19 protein-coding genes and 2 pseudogenes are annotated in these 20,014 nt (G+C 60.1%); 15 read left to right on the forward strand and 6 right to left on the reverse strand.

What is annotated here, in order from left to right; translation table 11 throughout:
* The first annotated feature begins 1 nt into the window (after position 1).
* The gene (locus tag HMPREF9056_RS03740) at positions 2-838 is read left to right on the forward strand and encodes an IclR family transcriptional regulator (RefSeq protein WP_009402935.1); all 837 of its coding nucleotides are present in this window, start codon (positions 2-4) and stop codon (positions 836-838) included.
* Positions 839-901: 63 nt separating this feature from the next.
* Here HMPREF9056_RS03740 and HMPREF9056_RS03745 read toward each other — a convergent pair whose 3' ends face one another.
* A complete protein-coding gene (locus tag HMPREF9056_RS03745) occupies positions 902-1,147 on the reverse strand; it encodes a hypothetical protein (protein WP_009402937.1) in 246 nt (81 codons plus the stop codon).
* 455 nt (positions 1,148-1,602) lie between these two features.
* Here HMPREF9056_RS03745 and HMPREF9056_RS03750 point away from each other — a divergent pair, with 455 nt between their 5' ends.
* The 14 genes from HMPREF9056_RS03750 to HMPREF9056_RS14860 all read left to right on the forward strand — a co-directional run bounded on the left by HMPREF9056_RS03750 (position 1,603) and on the right by HMPREF9056_RS14860 (position 16,500).
* On the forward strand, positions 1,603-2,322 hold the full coding sequence (locus HMPREF9056_RS03750) for an aspartate/glutamate racemase family protein (protein ID WP_009402941.1): 720 nt from the start codon (positions 1,603-1,605) through the stop codon (positions 2,320-2,322).
* Positions 2,323-2,397: 75 nt separating this feature from the next.
* Positions 2,398-3,345 (forward strand): carbamate kinase, encoded by a 948-nt coding sequence (gene arcC, locus HMPREF9056_RS03755; RefSeq protein WP_009402943.1) that lies wholly within the window; start codon positions 2,398-2,400, stop codon positions 3,343-3,345.
* A 46-nt stretch (positions 3,346-3,391) separates the two neighbouring features.
* The gene (locus HMPREF9056_RS03760) at positions 3,392-4,894 is read left to right on the forward strand and encodes an NCS1 family nucleobase:cation symporter-1 (protein WP_034513692.1); all 1,503 of its coding nucleotides are present in this window, start codon (positions 3,392-3,394) and stop codon (positions 4,892-4,894) included.
* Positions 4,895-4,964: 70 nt separating this feature from the next.
* Complete coding sequence (allB, locus tag HMPREF9056_RS03765; protein ID WP_009402945.1) at positions 4,965-6,302, forward strand: allantoinase AllB; 1,338 nt, start codon at positions 4,965-4,967, stop codon at positions 6,300-6,302.
* An 86-nt stretch (positions 6,303-6,388) separates the two neighbouring features.
* Positions 6,389-7,384: an aspartate carbamoyltransferase gene (locus HMPREF9056_RS03770; RefSeq protein WP_009402951.1), complete on the forward strand. Its 996-nt coding sequence runs from the start codon at positions 6,389-6,391 to the stop codon at positions 7,382-7,384.
* Positions 7,385-7,500: 116 nt separating this feature from the next.
* Complete coding sequence (locus HMPREF9056_RS03775) at positions 7,501-8,325, forward strand: transketolase (RefSeq protein WP_009402953.1); 825 nt, start codon at positions 7,501-7,503, stop codon at positions 8,323-8,325.
* On the forward strand, positions 8,322-9,263 hold the full coding sequence (locus HMPREF9056_RS03780) for a transketolase family protein (RefSeq protein WP_009402955.1): 942 nt from the start codon (positions 8,322-8,324) through the stop codon (positions 9,261-9,263). Before HMPREF9056_RS03775 ends, HMPREF9056_RS03780 begins: the two co-directional genes overlap by 4 nt.
* A gap of 56 nt (positions 9,264-9,319) precedes the next feature.
* Complete coding sequence (locus HMPREF9056_RS03785; RefSeq protein WP_009402957.1) at positions 9,320-10,237, forward strand: sugar phosphate isomerase/epimerase; 918 nt, start codon at positions 9,320-9,322, stop codon at positions 10,235-10,237.
* A 102-nt stretch (positions 10,238-10,339) separates the two neighbouring features.
* On the forward strand, positions 10,340-10,756 hold the full coding sequence (locus HMPREF9056_RS03790; RefSeq protein ID WP_009402959.1) for a DUF3830 family protein: 417 nt from the start codon (positions 10,340-10,342) through the stop codon (positions 10,754-10,756).
* A gap of 68 nt (positions 10,757-10,824) precedes the next feature.
* Entirely contained in the window at positions 10,825-11,757 is a 933-nt protein-coding gene (locus HMPREF9056_RS03795) for an NAD(P)-dependent oxidoreductase (protein ID WP_009402960.1), read from the forward strand.
* Complete coding sequence (gene gcl, locus HMPREF9056_RS03800; RefSeq protein ID WP_009402961.1) at positions 11,754-13,538, forward strand: glyoxylate carboligase; 1,785 nt, start codon at positions 11,754-11,756, stop codon at positions 13,536-13,538. Before HMPREF9056_RS03795 ends, gcl begins: the two co-directional genes overlap by 4 nt.
* Before the next feature lie 68 nt (positions 13,539-13,606).
* Entirely contained in the window at positions 13,607-15,094 is a 1,488-nt protein-coding gene (locus HMPREF9056_RS03805) for an NCS1 family nucleobase:cation symporter-1 (RefSeq protein WP_034513694.1), read from the forward strand.
* Positions 15,095-15,159: 65 nt separating this feature from the next.
* Positions 15,160-16,173, forward strand: coding sequence for an AEC family transporter (locus tag HMPREF9056_RS03810; RefSeq protein WP_009402963.1), 1,014 nt, complete (start codon positions 15,160-15,162; stop codon positions 16,171-16,173).
* 84 nt (positions 16,174-16,257) lie between these two features.
* Positions 16,258-16,500 carry a hypothetical protein gene (locus tag HMPREF9056_RS14860; protein WP_009402964.1) on the forward strand — a complete coding sequence of 81 codons (243 nt, stop codon included), beginning with the start codon at positions 16,258-16,260 and terminating at the stop codon, positions 16,498-16,500.
* On the opposite strand, the pseudogene HMPREF9056_RS13430 reads toward HMPREF9056_RS14860, so the two are convergent.
* The 5 genes and pseudogenes from HMPREF9056_RS13430 to HMPREF9056_RS14565 form a co-directional block, all read right to left on the reverse strand.
* A pseudogene (locus HMPREF9056_RS13430) lies at positions 16,484-17,475 on the reverse strand (IS481 family transposase); the annotation flags it as partial. The gene HMPREF9056_RS14860 and the pseudogene HMPREF9056_RS13430 overlap by 17 nt on opposite strands.
* 364 nt (positions 17,476-17,839) lie before the next feature.
* Positions 17,840-18,706, reverse strand: a complete 867-nt coding sequence (locus HMPREF9056_RS13435; protein WP_009402970.1) for a sigma-70 family RNA polymerase sigma factor — start codon at positions 18,704-18,706, stop codon at positions 17,840-17,842.
* Positions 18,703-19,014, reverse strand: a complete 312-nt coding sequence (locus tag HMPREF9056_RS13440; protein WP_199907982.1) for a hypothetical protein — start codon at positions 19,012-19,014, stop codon at positions 18,703-18,705. The genes HMPREF9056_RS13435 and HMPREF9056_RS13440 overlap by 4 nt, the downstream gene beginning before the upstream one ends.
* Before the next feature lie 592 nt (positions 19,015-19,606).
* The gene (locus HMPREF9056_RS14865) at positions 19,607-19,729 is read right to left on the reverse strand and encodes a hypothetical protein (RefSeq protein WP_009402975.1); all 123 of its coding nucleotides are present in this window, start codon (positions 19,727-19,729) and stop codon (positions 19,607-19,609) included.
* A gap of 100 nt (positions 19,730-19,829) precedes the next feature.
* A pseudogene (locus tag HMPREF9056_RS14565) lies at positions 19,830-20,014 on the reverse strand (hypothetical protein); the annotation flags it as partial.

Consider the following 20,014-nt stretch of genomic DNA (forward strand, 5'->3'; position numbering starts at 1 on the left):
GATGACGCTCCTGAACCAGCGCAAGGCAGACCCGGAACTGAACCGCTCGTTGCCGGAACAGGCCGAGCCGGCGACACACGGCCAGAACCAGGGCCCCGTCATCCAGTCTGTCGACCGAGCTCTTGTTGTCCTCGAAGAACTGGCCAAGGACGGGACGAGCTCGTCACTCGCTCTGCTCGCTCAACGTACGGGGCTGCCGGGCCCCACAGTCCACCGCATCCTGCGAACTCTGGCCTCGCGAGGCTACGTCATCAAGACGGCTCGGGGCGAGTACTCCATCGGAGGCGCCTTCTTCGCTCTGACGACAACCGCCGGTCGATCCGTGGGGGCCGCCCTCCAGGATATTCTTGACCGGCTCAGCCAGGCCACAGGCGAGTCGGTAGCAGTGGCAATGCTTGACGCCGACGAGGCTCTGTACATCGCGCATCGCACATCGACACAGTCCATGCGTCAGTTCACGCAGGTGGGGAATCGAGTCTGCCTGCACGCCACCGGCGTGGGCAAGGTGCTCCTGGCATCCATGGACTCCGAACACCGTACCTTTCTGCTTCACCACATGAAGCTCCCGGTCTTCACCTCGCACACTCTGGCAAATCGAGGTGAGCTCCAAGCAGAGATCGAGCAAATCGCCTCACACGGCTACGCCATCGATAACGAGGAGCAGGAGCTGGGCGTTCGTTGCATGGCTATGGGCATTCCAGGCAACAGCCTCTTCGCAGCCTCAGTATCGGGTCCTCCCTCACGCATGAACGCAGAACACATGACCCATGTCATTCTTCCAGCACTGATGAGCGCCGCGGAGGAGATCGCGGCCACCCTGACCGTCACACAAGCGTGATGCGCCGACGGGCGCCGGGGTACATCAGTCGAGGCAGACATGCTGGCGACGTAGGTGAAGGTGTCAGTGGGAGACCTTGTCAGCGAGGTAGAGGCCGATCGCGGCTGAGACGACCGTGGTCACAAGAGACAGTGCCATCGACACGAGGTTGCCGCCGAACACCGACGCCACGAAGGCGACCATCGAGAGGATAGCAACGAAGGCCAAGGCCACCGAGGCGACAGTCAGCGGCGCGAAACGGTCGAGGTACTTGGCGTAACGAGGGTAGGTCACCTGCCGACGGGTGATCGCGTTGTCAAAAGTTGTCATGGCGTATTCCTTTCACGAAACAAGGTCTCAGCGCTCATGCGGGCAGACTCGCCAGAAGGATGCTGAGGCCGTGCTCGCACAGCCTCGTGCGCCCCGAAGGACCTCGGGACGGCTCGAGTATAGAGTCCCAACCCCTCGCGACCTCACTTCCGGCCCCTCGGGCACCACCAGGCGTCCCAGTCGGGGTCATACCGCGAGAACGCAGCGTTTCAGGCCACCGGAACAGCCTTGGAGGAAGACGAGAACCGCTAGGGTCAAGACCCAGGGACATGAGACCTTATTGAGCACAACTGCATCTGTTTGAGCAGGTCAGAGCCGCTTCAGATATCAGATGTCTGACCTCTGAGGAGAGTATTGTGCTTCACATATGAACTGACCTACACTTGCGTTGTATGAAACATACATTCCATCATGCGAAATTTGCTGATGCGGATGTCGCCACACCTGGAGGATCAATGAGGATTCTTGCGGTCAACGTCAACACAACCGAGTCGATGACACACAGCATTACCGAGGCCGCCCAGGCGGTCGTCAGCGCAGATACCGAGATCGTCGGGGTCACCCCAACCTTCGGCGCCCCCTCTGTTGAGGGAAACATGGAGTCCTACCTGGCGGCCACCGCCGTCATGGACGCAGTCACCCAATACGACGGAGAGTTCGACGCCGTCGTTCTGGCCGGATTCGGCGAACATGGCAAAGAGGGACTGATGGAGCTCCTCAGCGTTCCCGTTGTTGACATGACCGAGGCTGCGGCTCACATCGCCATGCTCCTGGGCAGCAGGTTCTCGGTCATCACCACGCTCGATCGCGCGGTCCCACTGATCGAAGATCGTCTGTTGAGCTTCGGTCTGGACCGACGGTGCGCAGCCGTCCGCTCCACCGGACTCGGCGTTCTCGAGCTCGAGAACGCCGATGTCGCCAAGCAGGCCATCACCGAGCAGGCACGGCTTGCAGTGGAGGAGGAACGGGCCGAGGCGATCGTGCTGGGATGCGGAGGCATGGCCGGACTGGACCGGGAGCTGAGCGAGCTCCTGGGAATCCCGGTCGTCGAGGGAGTGGCGGCGGGCGCAATGCTCGCCGAGGGCCTCGTGAATCTGAGGCTGACCACATCCAAGATCCGCACCTACGCGCCTCCACGCCCCAAGTCACTCGCCGGCTGGCCCTTACAGCCCTGAACCCCCACCCCACCTCTCTCTCCAACTCCGTCCACTCACCAAGCGGCGCAACGTTGCGCCCGAAAGGAATCTATCGTGCAGACGAATAATCGAGGCATCGTCATCGCCGTCGGCGGGAACGCCCTCATCAAGAAGAAGAACCAAATCTCCACCGACAACCAATCCGAGGCGATCCGAGAGACCTGTACCTATATCGCCGACATCGTCGAGCAGGGGTACAACCCGGTCATCACTCACGGCAACGGACCGCAGGTGGGATTCCTTCTGCGCCGAGCCGAGCTGGCCCTCGGAGAACTTCCCGCCATCCCCCTAGACGTACTCGGTGCCGACACCCAAGGAGCCACGGGCTATCTCTTCGCCCGCAATCTGCGCAACGTACTTACGGAGCGTAGTATCGAGCGTCACATCGCCGCCATCGTCACCCAGTCCGTTGTCGACCCCGACGACCCGGCTTTCGACTCACCGACCAAGCCCATCGGCTCCTTCATGGACGAGCAAGAAGCGGAAAAGCACCGGGTGGAGGACGGTTGGGTCGTTAAGGAGGACGCGGGTCGCGGTTTTCGCCGCGTTGTCGCCTCCCCACAGCCCATCGACATCATCGAGCTCGGGATCATCAAGTCGCTTATCAGCTCAGGCGTCATGGTGATCGCCGCAGGCGGAGGCGGAATCCCCGTCACTCGCGAGAACGGGACGATACGTGGTCGCGAGGCGGTCATCGACAAGGATCTGGCCTCATCCCTCCTGGCTAACAGCCTCGAGGTCGAGGACTTCATTATCTGCACAGCCGTGGATCAGGTCTACCTGGATTTCAACTCTCCGACCCAAAGGGGAATCAGCACGATGACCGCCGATGAGGCTGCCGGCTACCTGACGGCAGAGCAGTTCGGAAGCGGCTCCATGGCCCCCAAGATCGAGGCGGCTATCAAGTTCCTCGAAAATGGAGGCCAGCGTGTCATCATCACATCCCTGGACCGCCTCGCCGACGCCCTTGACGGCAAGGCAGGAACCACCATTACCAACTGAGAATCAGGAGCAGACATAGAACTATTGACAGAAAGGCACCACCGACATGAGTACGCAAGTTTCATCAGCATCTCAGACACAACCCAAGGTCGATGTGGACGCCCACCTGATCAATGACGACCTGGCACCGGCAAAAGAACGCCACTGGTCATTCTTTTCTCTTTTTGCCATGTGGATGTCTGACATCCATTCCATCGGTGGGTACACGTTCGCAGCCGGACTATTCACCCTCGGGTTGGGAGCGGCGTACGTCTTCGCCAGCCTGTCTGTAGGTATTGTCATCGTTTTCTTCATTATGAACCTGGTCGGCTTTGCCGGTCAGAAGACCGGGCTTTGCTATCCCGTTCTGGCTCGCATCTCCTTCGGAACCATTGGTTCGAATGTTCCCGCCCTCACTCGCGGCTTCGTAGCCATCTGTTGGTACGGAATTCAGACCTGGCTAGCATCTCGGGCTGTCATCGTGCTGGCCGCCGACATATGGCCGAACATCACCGACTACGGCCGACAGCGGTTCCTTGGCGAGAGCCTACTCGGCTGGGCTGCCTTCCTGCTCATGTGGGCACTGCAGCTGCTGCTTCTGCGCAACGGCATGGAAACCATTCGAAAGTTCCAGGACTTCGCCGGCCCCGCGGTGTGGATCGTCATGCTTGTTCTCACGATCTACGTTCTCAGGCAAGCCGGGTGGCACATCTCGCTGTCAGTCCCCTCCAAACCCGCCGAATGGGGGCCGGTGCACGCCTTCCTGGCTGCAATCGCGCTCACTGTCACATATTTCGCCACCCTCCTACTCAACTTCTGTGACTTCTCTCGGTTCTCACCGTCACGCAAGGCTGTTTGGATGGCTAATCTGTGGGGGCTTCCGGTCAACTTCATTGCATTCTCAGTCGTGTCCGTGCTTGTCACGGCAGGATCTAAGCAGATCTACGGCGAGTATATCTACGATCCCGTTGAGCTGGTTGGGAAGATCGACTCCCCGTTGGCGTCCGTCCTGGGTGCACTGACTTTTACAGTCGCCACCCTGGGAATCAACGTCGTCGCGAATTTCGTCTCGCCTGCGTACGACCTTGCCAACGCCTGGCCATCGAAGATCACCTTCGTTCGAGGAGGAATCATCTCAGCCGTCATCGCCCTGATCATTACTCCATGGAACCTCTACAACAACCCCATTATCGTCAACATCTTCCTGGCCGCTCTGGGGGCGGTTCTGGGGCCGTTGTTCGGGATCATCATCGCCGACTACTATCTCTTGCGTCGACAGAAGGTCCAGGTTTCCGAGCTGTTCAAGGCCAACGGCATGCACTCATTCAAGAACGGCTGGAATATGCGAGCTGTCGCCACTTTCGTTGTCACGTCCATTCCCTCGATCATCGTGGCCGTCGTTCCGCTGTCATGGTGCAAGTTCCTCAGCCCCTTCTCATGGTTCATCGGTGCAGTGCTGTCATTCATCGTGCACTACTACGTCTCCCGGAACGACCCTTACGTCATCAGAGCGGTTGAGGCCGCTTCCAAGGTGGATCTCGACGCAGATCTTGCAGCAGTGGCGCGGTGACCTGCAGCAGCAGGCTCCCGATTCACCCTCATCACCGATACGCAATGCATCTCATCAAGGAGGATAGAAGATGTCTACCACGGTCGCGGACCTATTGATCCACGCAGAAAAGACCGTTTTTACTGACGGGGTTCGTCCCGCCACGGTCGTCATCAAGGACGAGAAGATCGTCGCCGTCGAGTCCTTCGGGACGTCCGTGAACGCGGACGAGGAGCTCAATGTTCCTCGAGGACAGGTACTTATGCCCGGCCTGCTGGACTCTCACGTCCACGTCAACGAACCGGGGCGAACCCAGTGGGAAGGTTATGAGAGCGCCACCCGTGCAGCATTGGCCGGGGGAATCACAACCATTCTTGACATGCCCCTCAACTCCGATCCTCCGACAGTGGACGTGGATAATCTCGACCTCAAGCGCACCGCCGCAACCGGAAAGCTCTCCGTCGACGTCGGCTTCTGGGGAGGCGCCGTTCCCGGCAACAAGGATGACCTCGCCGCTCTGTGGGAGAGAGGGGTCTTCGGCTTCAAGTGCTTCACGGCCCACTCCGGCATCGACGAGTATGGCTGTCTCCCTTACCGGGAGATCGAGGAGGACCTGGAAGAGATCTCCCGCCTGGGGGCGGTCATGATCGTGCATGCCGAGGATCCCGAGATCCTTGCCGGCGCCCCTCAGGAGTTCGGCCCCCGTTACGCGAGTTATCTTGCTTCACGCCCACCGGAGGCTGAGAACGCAGCGATCGAGCACGTCCTCGATGCCGCTCGCAGGACCGGTGCCCGGGTCCACATCCTGCACCTGTCCAGCGCTCAGGCTCTGGAGCCGATTCGGCGAGCCAAGGAGGAGGGCCTGCGTGTGACGGTGGAGACGTGTCCCCACTACCTCACCTTCGCTGCCGAGAAGATCCCCGATGGTGCCACTGAGTACAAGTGCGCCCCTCCCCTGCGCGAGGAGGCCAACCGGCGCGCTCTGTGGGAGGGCCTCAAGAGCGGCATTATCGATCACATCGCCTCCGACCACTCCCCGTGCACGGTGGACCTCAAGCGCAAGGAGAGCGGCGACTTCGGCCAGGCCTGGGGAGGTGTTTCCTCAGTGCAGCTGGGGCTTCCAGCGGTATGGACGGCGGGGCAGGAGTTCGGTGTCGAGCTGAGCGACATCGCGCGTTGGTTCGCCGCCAACCCCGCCCGCACCTTCAAGGTCGACCGCAAGGGCTCAATCTGCGCAGGCAATGACGCCGACCTTGTCATCTTCGACCCGGAGGAGACCTTCGACGTCGACGTCGAGTTCCTTGAGCACAAGAACAAAATCTCCCCCTACCACGGACGGACTCTACGAGGCGTCGTCCACACGATCATTCTGCGCGGCCGCACCGTGGACCGCGATTCCATGCACGGTCGCATGATCGCCCGCGCATGAGCGATCAGATTCTCACCACTCCATCATCTTCAAGCACATCACTCATACGTCATCACTCACCCCAACAACACGACTAGGAGTCACCCATGTCCAAGTACATGCGTTCCATGAAGGGCCTCATCGACGCCGTCGACCACGTAGGCAAGAACTTCATCTCGATCAACGACATGTCCAACGAGCAGCTGCTGAACCTCTTCGAGCTGGGTAAAGAACTCGAGCTGTTCAATCGCAGCAAGGTCGACCTCTTCGACGACCGCATGCTCGCTCTCATGTTCTTCCAGCCCTCCACGCGTACACGCATGAGCTTCCAGACAGCCATGGAGCGCATGGGCGGCAACGTCATCGTCGAGGCCAACCCCAAGGTGACCTCTTCCGTCGCCAAAGAGGAGTCCATCGAGGACACCATGCGCTGCGTCTCGCAGTACGCCAACCTTATCGTTCTGCGGCACTACGACGAGGAGGAGGCCCGCCGAGGCGCCGAGTCCGCGGAGTGCCCAGTCATCAACGGTGGGTGGGGGCACTGGGAGCACCCGACCCAGGCGCTCCTTGACCTTTACACGCTGTGGCGCCGTTTCGGTCGAATCGAGGGGCTCAACGTGGCTGTGGTATCCCCCGACATGGTGGAGGCTCGCACCGGGCACTCCATGGCCTACGGGCTGGCCCGTCTGGGAGCGAACGTCACCATCGCCTCTGACTCCGACCGGCGCACACCGACCAACATCATCAATCGGATCCACGACGACCTGGGTGCCCAGGTGAGAGAGGAGTTCGACTTCGAGCAGGACTCCTTCAACGAGTTCGTGCGCGGCCAGGACCTCATCTACCTCCCGGGTTGCTCAGCCCCCGCCGGAGCCAAGGCGGAAGAGTTCAAGACTCTCATGGACCGCTACTTCGTCCGCTACGAGACCCTCAAGGACGAGGCAGAAAAGGGTCACAAGGTCTACGTGACCCACACGCTGCCGCGCCGTAAGGGCGAGATGGATCTGCGTATCGATAACACGGAGCACCAGCTGCATTTCCGCGCAATTCTGCAGTCGGTGTCGATCCGAATGGCCCTGCTCGCTTCCATTCTGGGCCTGTGACCAGTCCGTTGTCTGCTGGGGGCGGGATGTCCCCGCCCCCAGCAGACAACAATCCACCAGCAAACAGCGGGGACGTTGCGACGACGTCGAGAGTAATCCCGCATCACGAAAGGAGGATGATGGTGGACACACAAGAACTCGAGAAGCTGCAAGGCATTGCTCGGCAGTGCCGCCGGGACATTGTCAAAATGGTGCACCACGCAGGTAGCGGCCACCCGGCAGGATCACTGTCAGCAATTGACATCCTGGTAGTTCTCTACTTCCGCCACATGAATATCCGCACGGAAGAGCCCCAGTGGCGAGAACGAGACATGTTCTTCCTCTCCAAAGGCCACTGCACACCCGCCTACTACTCGGTCCTGGCAGCTCGCGGCTACTTTGACCATGACGAGCTCATGACCTTCCGAGACCTGGGCACTCGACTGCAGGGGCACCCCTCCAACACGCACCTTGAGTGCGTCGACTCCTCATCCGGTTCTCTGGGTCAAGGACTGTCGCTGGCCAATGGGGCAGCGCTGGCGGCGAAGTACGACCTGCTGGACTCTCGTTACTACGTCATGCTCGGCGATGGTGAGATCCAGGAGGGTCAGGTGTGGGAGGCCGCAATGACGTCCTCCGACCACGATCTGGATAACGTGTGCGCCATTCTCGACGCCAACAGCATTCAGCTTGACGGCCCCGTTGACTCCGTGAAATCTCTCGGCGACATAGACGCCAAATGGCGTGCTTTCGGATGGCACGTCATCGATATCGACGGACACAACATGCAAGAGGTGGACGAGGCGCTCACTCAGGCCAATTCCACGATCGGACGCCCAACTCTGATCATCGCACGCACAGTCAAGGGCAAGGGCGTCTCATTCATGGAGAACACCTCGAAATATCACGGCCTCGCCCCCACGGACGAAGAACTCGAACTGGCATTGGAGGAACTTCGATGACCGCGATGAAAGAACCGCGCGATGGGTACGCGCAAGCCCTGCTGGAACTGGGAGCCCAGCACGACGACGTATTCGTCCTCGATGGGGACTGCGCAACACCCAACTACACGATCCGGTTCCGTAATGCCTACCCGGAGAGGTTCGTCAACATCGGCATCGCCGAGTGCGACATCATCGGCACCGCAGCAGGCCTGTCCCTTCTGGGAAAGGTTCCCTTCGCCAACGCCTACGCGAATTTCCTGACGGGTCGGGGCTACGACCAGATTCGCGTGTCGGTCGCATACTGCCAGCGAAACGTCAAGATCGCCGGACACAACGCCGGCACCACCGCCGCCCAGGAGGGGGCCACCCACCTGCCCCTGGAAGACGTCGGCCTCATGCGCGCCATCCCTGACATGACAGTGATCGTGCCCGCCGACGCCACCGAGATGCACAAGGCCACCTTGGCGGCTTACGAGTTCGACGGCCCGGTGTATCTGCGTGTCGGCAAACTCCCGGTTCCGGAGCTCACCGGAGAGGAAACGCCTTTCACCATTGGAAAGGCAGTCACCATGCGAGAGGGATCCGACGTGACCCTCGTATCCACGGGCTGCATCCTCTCCGAAGTACTCAAGGCCGCCGAGATTCTTAAGACGGAAGGCGTGAAGGCCGAGGTGCTCCACGTCCACACCGTCAAGCCCATCGACGCCGAAGCGATCGTCACCTCGGCCACCAAGACAGGCGCAGTGGTCAGCGCCGAGGAGCACTCCATCCTCAACGGCCTGGGATCAGCTGTCGCCGAGGTTCTGGGCGAGAACCTTCCTGTTCCGCTGGAGCGCATCGGTACCCGCGACATTTTCGGACTTTCGGGAACCATGGACGAGCTGTTCGACTACTTCGGACTGCGTGCCGAGAACATCGCTGACGCGGCGCGCCGGGCGATCTCTCGCAAGGCCTAGAAAGAACAAACGCGAACGCTTTCACCATCCGACATCAGACTGGGAAGGAAAATAGAATGAAATCATCGCTACACGACTACATGAAGGTCGGACTCATACACTTTATGGCCTACCCCTTCGCTGCCAGCGGCGACGGTGATATTGCCAGAACGATTGAGGAAATCGCGGTCGACGACTTCTTCGACGCCATCGAGATCACACGCATCAATGATGTCGAGCAGCGCAAGATCGCCAAGTCGATCATCGACACTGCCGGGATGACCGTCGGCTTCGGCGCGCAGCCCTACATCCTCAAGGGAAAGCTCAACCTCAACTCCACTGATGAGCAGGAACGCGCCAAGGCCGTGGAGGTCCTCAAGGAAGCCGTCGATCAGGCCTACGAGATGGGCGCACGCAAGTTCGGCTTCCTCTCCGGACCGAAGCCGGCAACGGGGCAGGATGAGGCGCTGGCGCTTCTGGCGGACTCGATCACCCAGATCGGCCGCTATGCCGCGTCCAAGGGCGATCTGACCCTGTCACTGGAGACCTTCGACGACTCGACCGACAAGTGCGCCCTCATCGGCACCAATCGGCTGGCGGTGGAGCTCTCGCGAGAGGTTCGCAAGACCATTCCGGACTTCGGTCTGATGGTCGACCTGTCCCATCTCCCCATGCAGGGCGAGACGATTCACGAGGCTCTGTCCGTCACCGAGGAGCACATCAACCACGCACATATCGGTAGCTGCGTCATCCGCGATCCCTCCGATCCGGCTTACGGCGACCTCCACCCGGCGTTCTCCCACCCCAAGGGCGAGTGCGGTGTACCGGAGGTACGGGAGTTCCTCCGGGGCCTGCTGGAGATCGGCTACCTGAGCGAGGACGCCCCGGAGCGGCCGGTGGTCTCCTTCGAGGTTCAGCCACTCGGGGGACAGACAACCGGGCCCGTGGTCGCCAACGCCAAGCGAGTTCTGCGCGAAGCCTGGCGCACCCTGTAGCCGCCACCCTCATCAGTCCTCTCATTCTTCCGGAACGGCGCAGTCGCACCGGATAGACACCACGGAAACACCCAACATCACACCATTCAAGGAGTACTCACCATGACCATGCTCGAGATCACGGCCGGCGGTTTCACCTTCAAGGCCCGATACGAGGAGGACAGCGCCCCCAAGACGGTGGCAGCCTTCAAGAAGCACCTTTTGGGACTGACGTCCAAGATCATTCACGTTCGCTGGTCCGGACAGGCCGGTTGGATCCCCTTCGGGGATCTCGACCTGGGCCTGGAGCCGGAGAACGGCACCTGCTATCCCCACCCCGGAGAGATCGTCATCTACCCCGGCGGGGTGTCCGAGACTGAGCTGCTGATCGGCTACGGGTACGTGAACTTCGCATCCAAGGCGGGCCAGCTGGCCGGGAACCACTTCGCCACCATCGTCGAGGGCAATGAGCACCTTGCCGAGCTCGGGGAGAAGTTCCTCTGGGAAGGCGCCCAGGAGATCAGCTTCCGGGAAGTCTGACAGCCACAACCGGACAGAGGAAGAACAACTAGGCAACCACGACGGTCAACGACGACCGGGAGGAAGACATGACCGCGCACGACGATATTCAGACCATACGAACCGTGGGCTTTATCGGTTTGGGTTCGATGGGCCTGCCCATGGCGCTGAACCTGCTCAAAGCGGGTTTCGTCGTGCGCGGCCACTCCCGGAGCGCCGAGAGAACCCGTCTCTTCACGGAAGCCGGCGGGATCGACGCACCGGATCTCGGCAGCATCCTTGAGAAGGCCGACGCCGTCATCACCATGGTGCCCGACGGCGACGTCGTCGAAGAGCTCATGGAGGCGCCTGACGGGATCGCAGCTCGAGCGCCGCGCGGCTGCCTCATGCTCGACATGAGCACGATCGCCCCCGACCAGGCAAGGGGCCTGGCCGCACGGTGCCGGGATCTGGGAATCGACTTCCTCGACGCACCCGTCTCAGGAGGCACCAAAGGGGCGCGCGACGGCAGCCTCACCATCATGGTCGGGGGCGAAGAGGCGACCTTCGCCAAGGCCCAGCCGCTCCTGTCCGCCATGGGCACCACCATCACCCACATGGGACAGGAGGGATCGGGCCAGGTCACAAAGGCCGCCAACCAGCTCATTGTGGGAGGCGCCCTGGCCGTCCTGTCCGAGGCCATCATCCTGCTTGAACACAACGGCGTGAACCCCGTCCACGCACTCGGGGCGCTTTCGCAGGGCCTGGCCGGCTCCAGGATCTTGGACCTGAAGGGCGAGGCGTCCGTTTCTCGGAGCTTCAGCCCCACTTTCACCATCAGGCTGCACAGCAAAGACATGGGGATCGTCCAGTCGACCGCACGTTCTTCCGGCTGCTGCCTGCCTACAGCCAGTTCCGTAGCCCAGCTCTTCACCGCGGCAGAGGCCAACGGGTGGACGGACCTCGATCACTCCGCCCTACTCAAGGTCATCGAGCTGCTCAGCGGCACATCCAGTAACGATCAGAGAGAAGAACAGTCATGACACACATGCGTGCAGTCGACGCAATCGTCCAGATCCTGGAGAAGGAGGGCGCCACCCAGGCCTTCGGGGTCCCCGGTGCCGCCATCAATCCTTTGTACTCCGCCATGAAGGAGCACGGTGGAATACGGCATGTCCTGGCGCGGCATGTTGAGGCCGCCTCCCATATGGCGGAGGGCTACACGCGCACAGTGCCGGGCAACATCGGGGTATGTATCGGTACCTCTGGTCCAGGCGGGACCGACATGGTCACCGGCATGTACTCGGCCTGGGCCGACTCCATTCCCATCCTGTGCATCACGGGCCAAGCCAAGGTGGCCATGCTCCACAAGGAGGAGTTCCAGGGGGTCGATATCGCCTCGATCGCGGAGCCGGTCACCAAGATGGCAACGACGGTCCTGGAGGCGGCACAGATTCCGGGAACCTTCGCCAAGGCCTTCCAGCTCATGCGGACGGGACGACGGGGCCCAGTTCTCATCGACCTCCCTATGGACGTTCAGATGGCCACTATCGATTTCGACATCGATGCCTACGAGCCGCTTCCCGTGCCGGTCCCAAGGATGTCGTCGTACCAGGCCAGCACCATTCTGGACATGCTCGATGCCGCGGAGCACCCGGTGCTGATCGCAGGCGGCGGCATCATGAACGCCGATGCCTCCCATGAGCTGGTTGAGTTCGCCGAGTTCCTGGGAATTCCGGTGATCTCGACTCTGATGGGCTGGGGCTCGATCCCCGACGACCATCCCCTCGCCCAGGGGATGGCTGGAATCCAGACCTCCCACCGCTACGCCAACGCCACCTTCCTGGAGGCGGATCTGGTCATCGGCATCGGTAACCGCTGGGCCGCCCGCCACACCGGGGACCTCGCCTCCTACCGGGGCGAGCGCCGTTTCGTGCACATCGACGTCGAGCCGACTCAGATCGGCCGGGTCTTCCCCGCTGACTTCTCGTCAGTATCCGATGCCAAAGCGGCTCTAGATGTGCTTCTCGAGACTGCCCGCAAGCGTTACGGGCACCCGGTCGAGAGGTATCGGCAGTGGGTCAAGGAGTGCAACGAGCGCAAGCGGACGATGCTGCGCCGTACCCACTTCGACCAAGCACCACTGAAGCCCCAGCGCGTCTACGAGGAGATGTGCCGCGCCTTCGGCCCCGAGACTCGCTACGTCACCACGATCGGACTGTCCCAGATCGCCGCTGCGCAGATGCTGCATGTATACCGTCCGCACCACTGGATCAATGCGGGTCAGGCCGGCCCCTTGGGGTGGACAATTCCCGCCGCGATCGGCGCGGCTGTCGCCGATCCGCAGACACCCGTAGTGGCACTGTCCGGCGACTACGACTTCCAGTTTCTCATCGAGGAGCTGGCTGTGGCCGCGCACTTCCGCATTCCTTACGTTCACGTCATCGTCAACAACGCCTACCTCGGACTCATCCGCCAGTCCCAGAGGGCTTTCGACATGGATTATCAGGTCCAACTGTCCTTCAAGAATCTCAATGCACCGGAGACCGACGGCTACGGGGTCGACCATATCGGTGTCGCCGAGTCGCTCGGCTGCAAGGCGATACGGGCACGAACCCCTGAGGAGCTGTCGGAAGCCCTGCGCACCGCACGTCAGACAGCACAGACGTTCAGTGTTCCCGTCATTGTCGAAGCCATCCTCGAGCGCGTCACGAATATCTCTATGGGAGCTTCCGTTGATGCCGTCACAGAGTTCGAGGAGGTCGCAGAGAACCCGGCGCTCGACGCCCCTACGGCCGTGGCCCTGCAACAGGAGAGTAAGTAGACAGCCACACATGAAATCATCAGTCGAAATTCAAACTTCAAGACAAACGACTACTCAAGGAGAGTATTGTGAAAGCGCTCGAAGCGGACTACGACGATCTCCGGGAGGGTGATCCTCAAGGGCGGCTGTTCAATGACGATCTTGCCCCTGCCCGTGCCAGTGACCGTCAGTGGAACAGCTATGCCCTGTTCTCACTATGGATGAATGACGCCCACAACGCCTCGAACTACACCTTCGCAGCAGGACTGTTCATCGGCACCGGCGCCATCGTGGGCATGACCCCCTTATCGATCGTCATCGGAGTGTTCATCGCAACATTCATCATCTTCATCGCCTGCTGCATATCCGGGCTGATGGGGTATGAGACCGGAGCGCCCTACCCGGTCATCTCCCGCGTCACCTGGGGCGTGTGGGGTGCGAACTTCCCGGCCCTGGTTCGAGGGGTCGTCGCTATCGCGTGGTACGGGATCCAGACCTATCTGGCATCCATCTCGCTGGAATTGCTGTTGATGCGGATCTTCCCTCCCATGCAGCACTGGACCGCGTCCTTCGTGGGGCTACGCCTGTCCGGGTGGGTGGCCTTCCTTATCCTGTCGGGGATCCAGCTGATCATCGTCTGGCGAGGCATGGAGGCGGTGCGTCACTTCCAGGGTGCTGCCGGACCGATCATCTGGGTCATCATGATCGGCCTGGGAGTCTGGATGCTCTCCCAGGCAGGCTGGGACTTCAGGTGGACAGTCAACGCGGATAACGTCACACCCCCTATCGGCACGCAGCTCTACCAGATCTTCGTGACGGTGGGACTGACAATCGGGACGCTCGCGACCCTTATGCTCAACTTCTCCGACTTCGCCCGCTACGCACCGAGTCGTCGCTCCGTGGTCATGGGAAATGTTCTGGGCCTGCCTCTGAACTGGACCGCCTTCGCTCTGACCTCGGTCTTGTGCTCTGCCGCTGCCATCAAGGTTTACGGCGAGGCCTTCCATGATCCGGGCGACCTGCTGTCACGCATCGACAACGACGTCGTCTTCTACGTGGTCTCGATCGCCTTCATCGTGGCTACGGTCGGGGTGAATATTGTGGCGAACTTCGTCTCGGCTGCTTTCGATCTGTCCAACCTCAACCCGAGAAGAATCTCTTTCAGGGTGGGCGGAATCGTGTCCGTCATTGCATCGATCGTCGTGACTCCCTGGAACCTCTACGGAAGTCCGACGGCGATCAACTACTTCCTCGGTTCTCTCGGGGCGCTTCTCGGCCCCTTCTTCGGAATCCTCACACTTGACTACTTCTACTACAAGCGGTCACGAGTGGACCTGCGGGATCTGTACTCCCCCAATCCGGAAGGACGCTACTTCTACCGAGGAGGCCTCAATACCGACGCTCTGCTCGGATTCATTCCGGCGGCCATCGTCGCTCTGTGCATCGCCCTGGTTCCGGCTTTCAGCAAGGTGTCTCCTTTCTCCTGGTTCATCGCCGCACCATTAGGAGCCCTGTGCTACTGGATCGTGCAGACGCTGCGGGGCAACAAGCCCCTGCCCACCGGCTCCGGCGACTGACGCACTTCTTGAACCACAGGCCGGTATCGACACCGCCCTGCTGACGAGAGGGAGGAGGTGAGCCAATGCTGCTGACAACGGTGGCGCTTCTGGCTCCCCTCCTCCTGATCGGCGCTCTCGGCGTCGTGTCGGCGAGAAGCAGACATTTTCGCCAGGCACTGAACCCACTCAATGAGTTCGTCTTCCGCATCACTCTTCCCTGCTATCTGTTCACCGTGATCGTCAAGGCTCCACGTCCTACTGGAGGTGTGCCTTGGCTCGTGCTGCTGCCCGGACCACTCCTGGCCGGCGCGAGCTTTGTCGTCATCGGGTTCATCCTGCTGCGACGATGGCCCCGCGGGACCCTGAGGCACCAGCAGATCGGCGTGGTGGCGCTCTGCGCGACCTGGGGCAACGTCGCCTACCTTGGAGTGCCGATCGCCACCGGCCTAGCAGGCCCCGAGGCTGGACTACCTGCCGGAATCATGCAGCTTCTGCACAATCTGCTCTTCCTCGTGGGATACCCCGCGCTGCGTCGCCTCATCGGTCTCGGTGCTCACATGGGCCAGAGCCCCCAGACAGGGACATCGAACGGCCGGCCGTCACCGCGGCATCGCATCATCGGCGTGCTCACGGCCTCTTTCAACCCGGCCACCCTCGGTGTCGGAACCGGTGTGATCACTCAGATCATGTCCATTCCCGTGCCGGACGTCATCCTGACGACGACCACGCTGTTGGCGGGCGCGACCGTTCCTTGCGCATTGTTCGTCGCTGGCTTGGCAGTCCCCGGAGCCCTTCACGCAGTCAGGCGGCGAACGGTACCCCTGTTCACCGTTCTTACGGCGGCCGGCATCAAGACGCTGCTTCTCCCCGCGATCGGGGCCCTTGTCCTACGGTTTGTCGCCTTCACCGACTCATCCACGGGATCCGTGTGGCTTCTCAGCGCTCTCATCATGCTGGCAGTGCCCTCCGCCTCGGCCGCGCTCAACCTTGCTATCGCCTACGATCATGAACCCGATGCAGCCGCCTCGATCATCATCAGCACCATGCTGATGTTTCCTCTGACGCTCCCCATCATGCTGACCCTGAGCACGATGTGAGCCTGCTGGGACGGCAAGGAGTGACGCCGTGTCACACATTGTCACGCATCAGTCCACCGTGCAGGGCACAGCGCTTCATTTCGTATGCTTCTCCCCGTGAGTCAGTCGCGCATCGCAGAGATTCTGGACGGCCTGTACTTCGAGGCAAAGACGCAGCGGGGCAAGGGCACGAGCTTCGAGCGCCTGGTGCGCCAGTTCCTTCTTACGGATCCGCGCTACGCCGAGCGCTTCGACGACGTGTGGATGTGGTGCGACTGGCCGGACCGCAGCGCGCGCCCGGACCGCGGCATCGACCTGGTGGCCCGCGAGCACTGTATGAGGTCATGAGTTTGGTGGCGTGTGCTGGGACGCGGGTGGTGGGAGGCTGGTTGTGGCAGGCGGTGTGGGGGGCGATGGTAGTTATAGCGGTGGTTCCACACCGCGACGGCGTCGCGGAACTGCCGCTTTGAGGTGTAGGTGCGCGCATAGAGGCACTCCTCGACCAGGATGCGGTTGTAGCGCTCGACCTTGCCGTTGTGACGTGGGGTGTGGGGGCGGATCCTCTGGTGGCGCGAGGCCAGGGAGTGATGGTCGCGGTGAAGGTCTGGGCGCGGTAGCTCGCCCCGTTGTCGGTGACCACCCGTACGAGTCTGATGACGCCGTGGGCGGCCAGGAAGGCCCGGGCGCGGCAGAAGAAGTCGATCGTGGTGGAGGCCTTCTCGTCATCCGGGGCCTCGGTGTAGGCCAGGCGGGAGAAGCCGTCGATGGCGGTGTGCAGGTAGGTGTAGCCGGTTCTGGCTTTTTTGTCCCGCCTGGAGGCCTTGGCCTCGGGGTCGGGCGCGTCCGTGGGCCCGCCAGCCGCCTCTCGGTGGGATGCGTCCGACCTTCTTGACGTCCAGGTGGACTATGCGGCCCGTGGAAGCGGGCCAGGATGGGTTTGCTGGCCCGGTTGGTCTGCCCGGTGGGGTCGGGTGTCGCGTCGGCGGTTCAGGCTGGCTCTGTCCAGCCAGCGGGTCACGGTACGTACCGACACCACTGTCCCGCGCTGGGCGAGCTCGTGGCTGATACGGCGGGCGGACCCTTGCGGGTGCGGCGTCAGTGCTCGATGAAGTCCACAGTCTTGGAACTGGTCTGGGTGGGGCGCTGGAGCGGTCCTCGAGTTCCGGGGCTCCGCTCTGGCGGTAACGAGCGATCCACTTGGACATCGCGGCGTGGGCGATACCGGCCTCGGCGACTACATCGGCGATAGGACGACCGGCCTGGACACGCATCACCAGCCGGTAGGCGGCCCTGAGGCGTCAACACAGCGTTACGGTGGGTCATGGCAGTGGGGCTTTCTCCTGCCAGAAGGATGATTCAGCACCACCCGTCCTGACGGCCCAAGCTCCGCTGCCCCCCACCCACGACTACAACCTCATAACCCACAACACGTAGGAAGCAGGTCAAGAAAATTAGTGATGCCACTAAGAATGTAAACTATAGTATCAATCGAGTCAGGTGCATCATCAAACAAGTTAATGTCCATATTTGGCACCATCAGGAGAGTTAAGACAACCCTAGACACGTTCCCCCAATTCACTATAGTAATCCGAACATCAATAATACACCCCGAACAACCTTGCAAAACACCAGAAGGACCATCTGAAGAATAATCTAATTTAATCAATAAAGCCTATCTGCCACAGCCTTAAATACTGAAATCAAATGAATCTCGCTTGTTCAACATCAAGAGATTTATTTGATTACGGTTGGCAGTAACATTATAGGCCATTATTTTTTTATCATAAACAGTGAATGACAGCAATAACTTAGGATCACACTGACTCCCTACTACAATAATAGGCCTTCCTTTTAAAGAGTAAGTGTTTGCCATTTGTGCATTAGCTCGAAGTTCGATAGTTTCTGCTATAACTTTTTCTGACCCTCTAATTACAGACCCCGAATCAGTTATTCGGACAACGCCAGGATGAAGTACAGATATTAGCTGATCAACGTTTCCCTCCTGAGCTGCAGCAAGAAAAGCACTTACAACTCGCTGCACTTCACTTTCATTGAATTTACGTTGATTTAAACGAAACTCATTATTCCTTAAATGCTTGCGCGCTCGACTGGCTTGACGCCGAGCAGTCCCTTCGCTAACCTGTAAAATTTTTCCTACTTCAGCAAAAGTAAAGTCGAATATATCGTGTAAAATTAAAGCAACTTGCTGCGAAGGGCTTAGTTTGGCTAAAATAATATTAAACGCTGTTTCAATATTGCAATTTAATTCCACACTACTTTCGGGCTCATATTCGCCTAACGAATGATTTATCAGATTATAGTCTGACTCAAACCTACGATTTCTCCTAAGATTATCTAAGCATAACCTTGTAACAACGGTAGTGAGCCAAGCTTCTAAATTAGAAATATTGTTCTTATCAATTTGATCATAACGAATCCATGCCTCTTGCATAATATCATCCACATCTAAAGAATTGTGCAAGAATCGGAAAGCCAACGCTCGCAGGTACTTTTCCTGCGAAGCGAAGGCATCCCAGTTCTGGTCGATGGTCACAGATCGAACCCGTAACTACCGATCAACTCGATCACCTGCGGTATCGGATAGCCACCTTCGACGTGGGAGCCAATCACCTTCGGTAGAACTGCAGTTGTATCTAGATTTAGTAGTGGGTTGTTCTTCTCGTCTTCAAGTTCTATTAGAGCGACAAATTTGTTTGTGTCTTGTAGTCTCCAATATGCTAAACGAACGAAATCGGGGTGCTCTTCTGTTAAAGTTGAGAACGCAGCCCTAACGGCAGACTCAACCTCTTTCGCACCAGAGTCATCTGTTGTGAATTCAATGAGTCGTTGCATATCGATCATCTCCCTATCAATCTGCTTGGGTTACTTGAGAAGATATCGAGCAGGGCTCAATCACTCTGCTCGATCAGACGACGCACCAGAAAGATAGAACGGGACAACTCGATGGTGTGTTCATTCTCACATTCTAAAATGATGCATCATAAGCATTTTTTTGATATAGTTTATAGCTTTGTTGGTTGTGTAACTTGCGACACAAGCTTACAACTCATTGCTGTAGTGCTGAATAGGGGTGAAGGCGTCCCCTGCCCAATGGAAGTGCGCCTCCAGTCGCCTGGCACCCGGGTGGTACGGGCCCCGACGATGAACCGCAGCCTCGCCTCATCCAACGCGCTCAGGTTCGATACCGACAGCATTCCGGCGCCCGTTGACGACGGACTAACTCGGCGATGCCGTGAGCGGCCTGGAAGGCCTCCACGACGGGGATGATCGTGGAGGTCTCGACCCGGTTACCCTCCCAGCATCCGACTTGGAGGGGGAACCCGTGGCGGTCGACCAGCAGGCCCACGATGACCTGGGGATCGACCCTCCTCTCCTTGCCAGTAACCCACCCGCCGCAGGTCATCCTCATGCTCGGCCTCGAAGTAGAGCGTGGTCACGCCTGCAGGCACAGGGACAGCCCCCTGGTGGCGGTGACGTGCTCGAACAGGGCCTGAGAGATCGCCTCCCGATAGCCCCGCTCCACGCAGTGTCCCAGGGAGCGGAACAAGGTCCGCACGCTGACCGCGTCCAGGCCTAGGTCACCCAGGACACGGGGGACCTAGGCCTTGGAGGTCGGCTCGATCAAACGCGCCAGAACCATCTGCTCAAAAGCCCGATCACCACCAGCGGCGTCCCCCAGCCCCAGGTGGGTAGGCCCCGTGCAGGACCTCCAACTCGGCCTCGTCGTGGGCTGATCCCAGGGGTTCCACAATCCGGCGCACACCGCCGGACTTGGACACGATTTGCACCGCCCTGGCCCCCGAGGAGGTCCTGACCTTACGCAGAAACGGGCTCACCACCC

Origin of the sequence: Actinomyces sp. oral taxon 170 str. F0386 (assembly GCF_000195595.1) — a bacterium.
Classification (GTDB): Bacteria; Actinomycetota; Actinomycetes; order Actinomycetales; family Actinomycetaceae; genus Actinomyces.

Excerpts from the sequence above, each read along its gene's own strand:
- HMPREF9056_RS03740 (WP_009402935.1), top strand. The coding sequence starts at position 2 with ATGACGCTCCTGAACCAGCGCAAGGCAGACCCGGAACTGAACCGCTCG.
- HMPREF9056_RS03760 (WP_034513692.1), top strand. The coding sequence starts at position 3,392 with ATGAGTACGCAAGTTTCATCAGCATCTCAGACACAACCCAAGGTCGAT.
- HMPREF9056_RS03795 (WP_009402960.1), top strand. The coding sequence starts at position 10,825 with ATGACCGCGCACGACGATATTCAGACCATACGAACCGTGGGCTTTATC.
- HMPREF9056_RS03745 (WP_009402937.1), bottom strand. The coding sequence starts at position 1,147 with ATGACAACTTTTGACAACGCGATCACCCGTCGGCAGGTGACCTACCCT.
- HMPREF9056_RS03750 (WP_009402941.1), top strand. The coding sequence starts at position 1,603 with ATGAGGATTCTTGCGGTCAACGTCAACACAACCGAGTCGATGACACAC.
- HMPREF9056_RS03810 (WP_009402963.1), top strand. The coding sequence starts at position 15,160 with ATGCTGCTGACAACGGTGGCGCTTCTGGCTCCCCTCCTCCTGATCGGC.
- HMPREF9056_RS13440 (WP_199907982.1), bottom strand. The coding sequence starts at position 19,014 with ATGATCGATATGCAACGACTCATTGAATTCACAACAGATGACTCTGGT.
- HMPREF9056_RS03790 (WP_009402959.1), top strand. The coding sequence starts at position 10,340 with ATGACCATGCTCGAGATCACGGCCGGCGGTTTCACCTTCAAGGCCCGA.
- HMPREF9056_RS03780 (WP_009402955.1), top strand. The coding sequence starts at position 8,322 with ATGACCGCGATGAAAGAACCGCGCGATGGGTACGCGCAAGCCCTGCTG.
- allB (WP_009402945.1), top strand. The coding sequence starts at position 4,965 with ATGTCTACCACGGTCGCGGACCTATTGATCCACGCAGAAAAGACCGTT.
- HMPREF9056_RS03770 (WP_009402951.1), top strand. The coding sequence starts at position 6,389 with ATGTCCAAGTACATGCGTTCCATGAAGGGCCTCATCGACGCCGTCGAC.
- HMPREF9056_RS14860 (WP_009402964.1), top strand. The coding sequence starts at position 16,258 with ATGCTTCTCCCCGTGAGTCAGTCGCGCATCGCAGAGATTCTGGACGGC.
- HMPREF9056_RS03775 (WP_009402953.1), top strand. The coding sequence starts at position 7,501 with ATGATGGTGGACACACAAGAACTCGAGAAGCTGCAAGGCATTGCTCGG.
- gcl (WP_009402961.1), top strand. The coding sequence starts at position 11,754 with ATGACACACATGCGTGCAGTCGACGCAATCGTCCAGATCCTGGAGAAG.
- HMPREF9056_RS03785 (WP_009402957.1), top strand. The coding sequence starts at position 9,320 with ATGAAATCATCGCTACACGACTACATGAAGGTCGGACTCATACACTTT.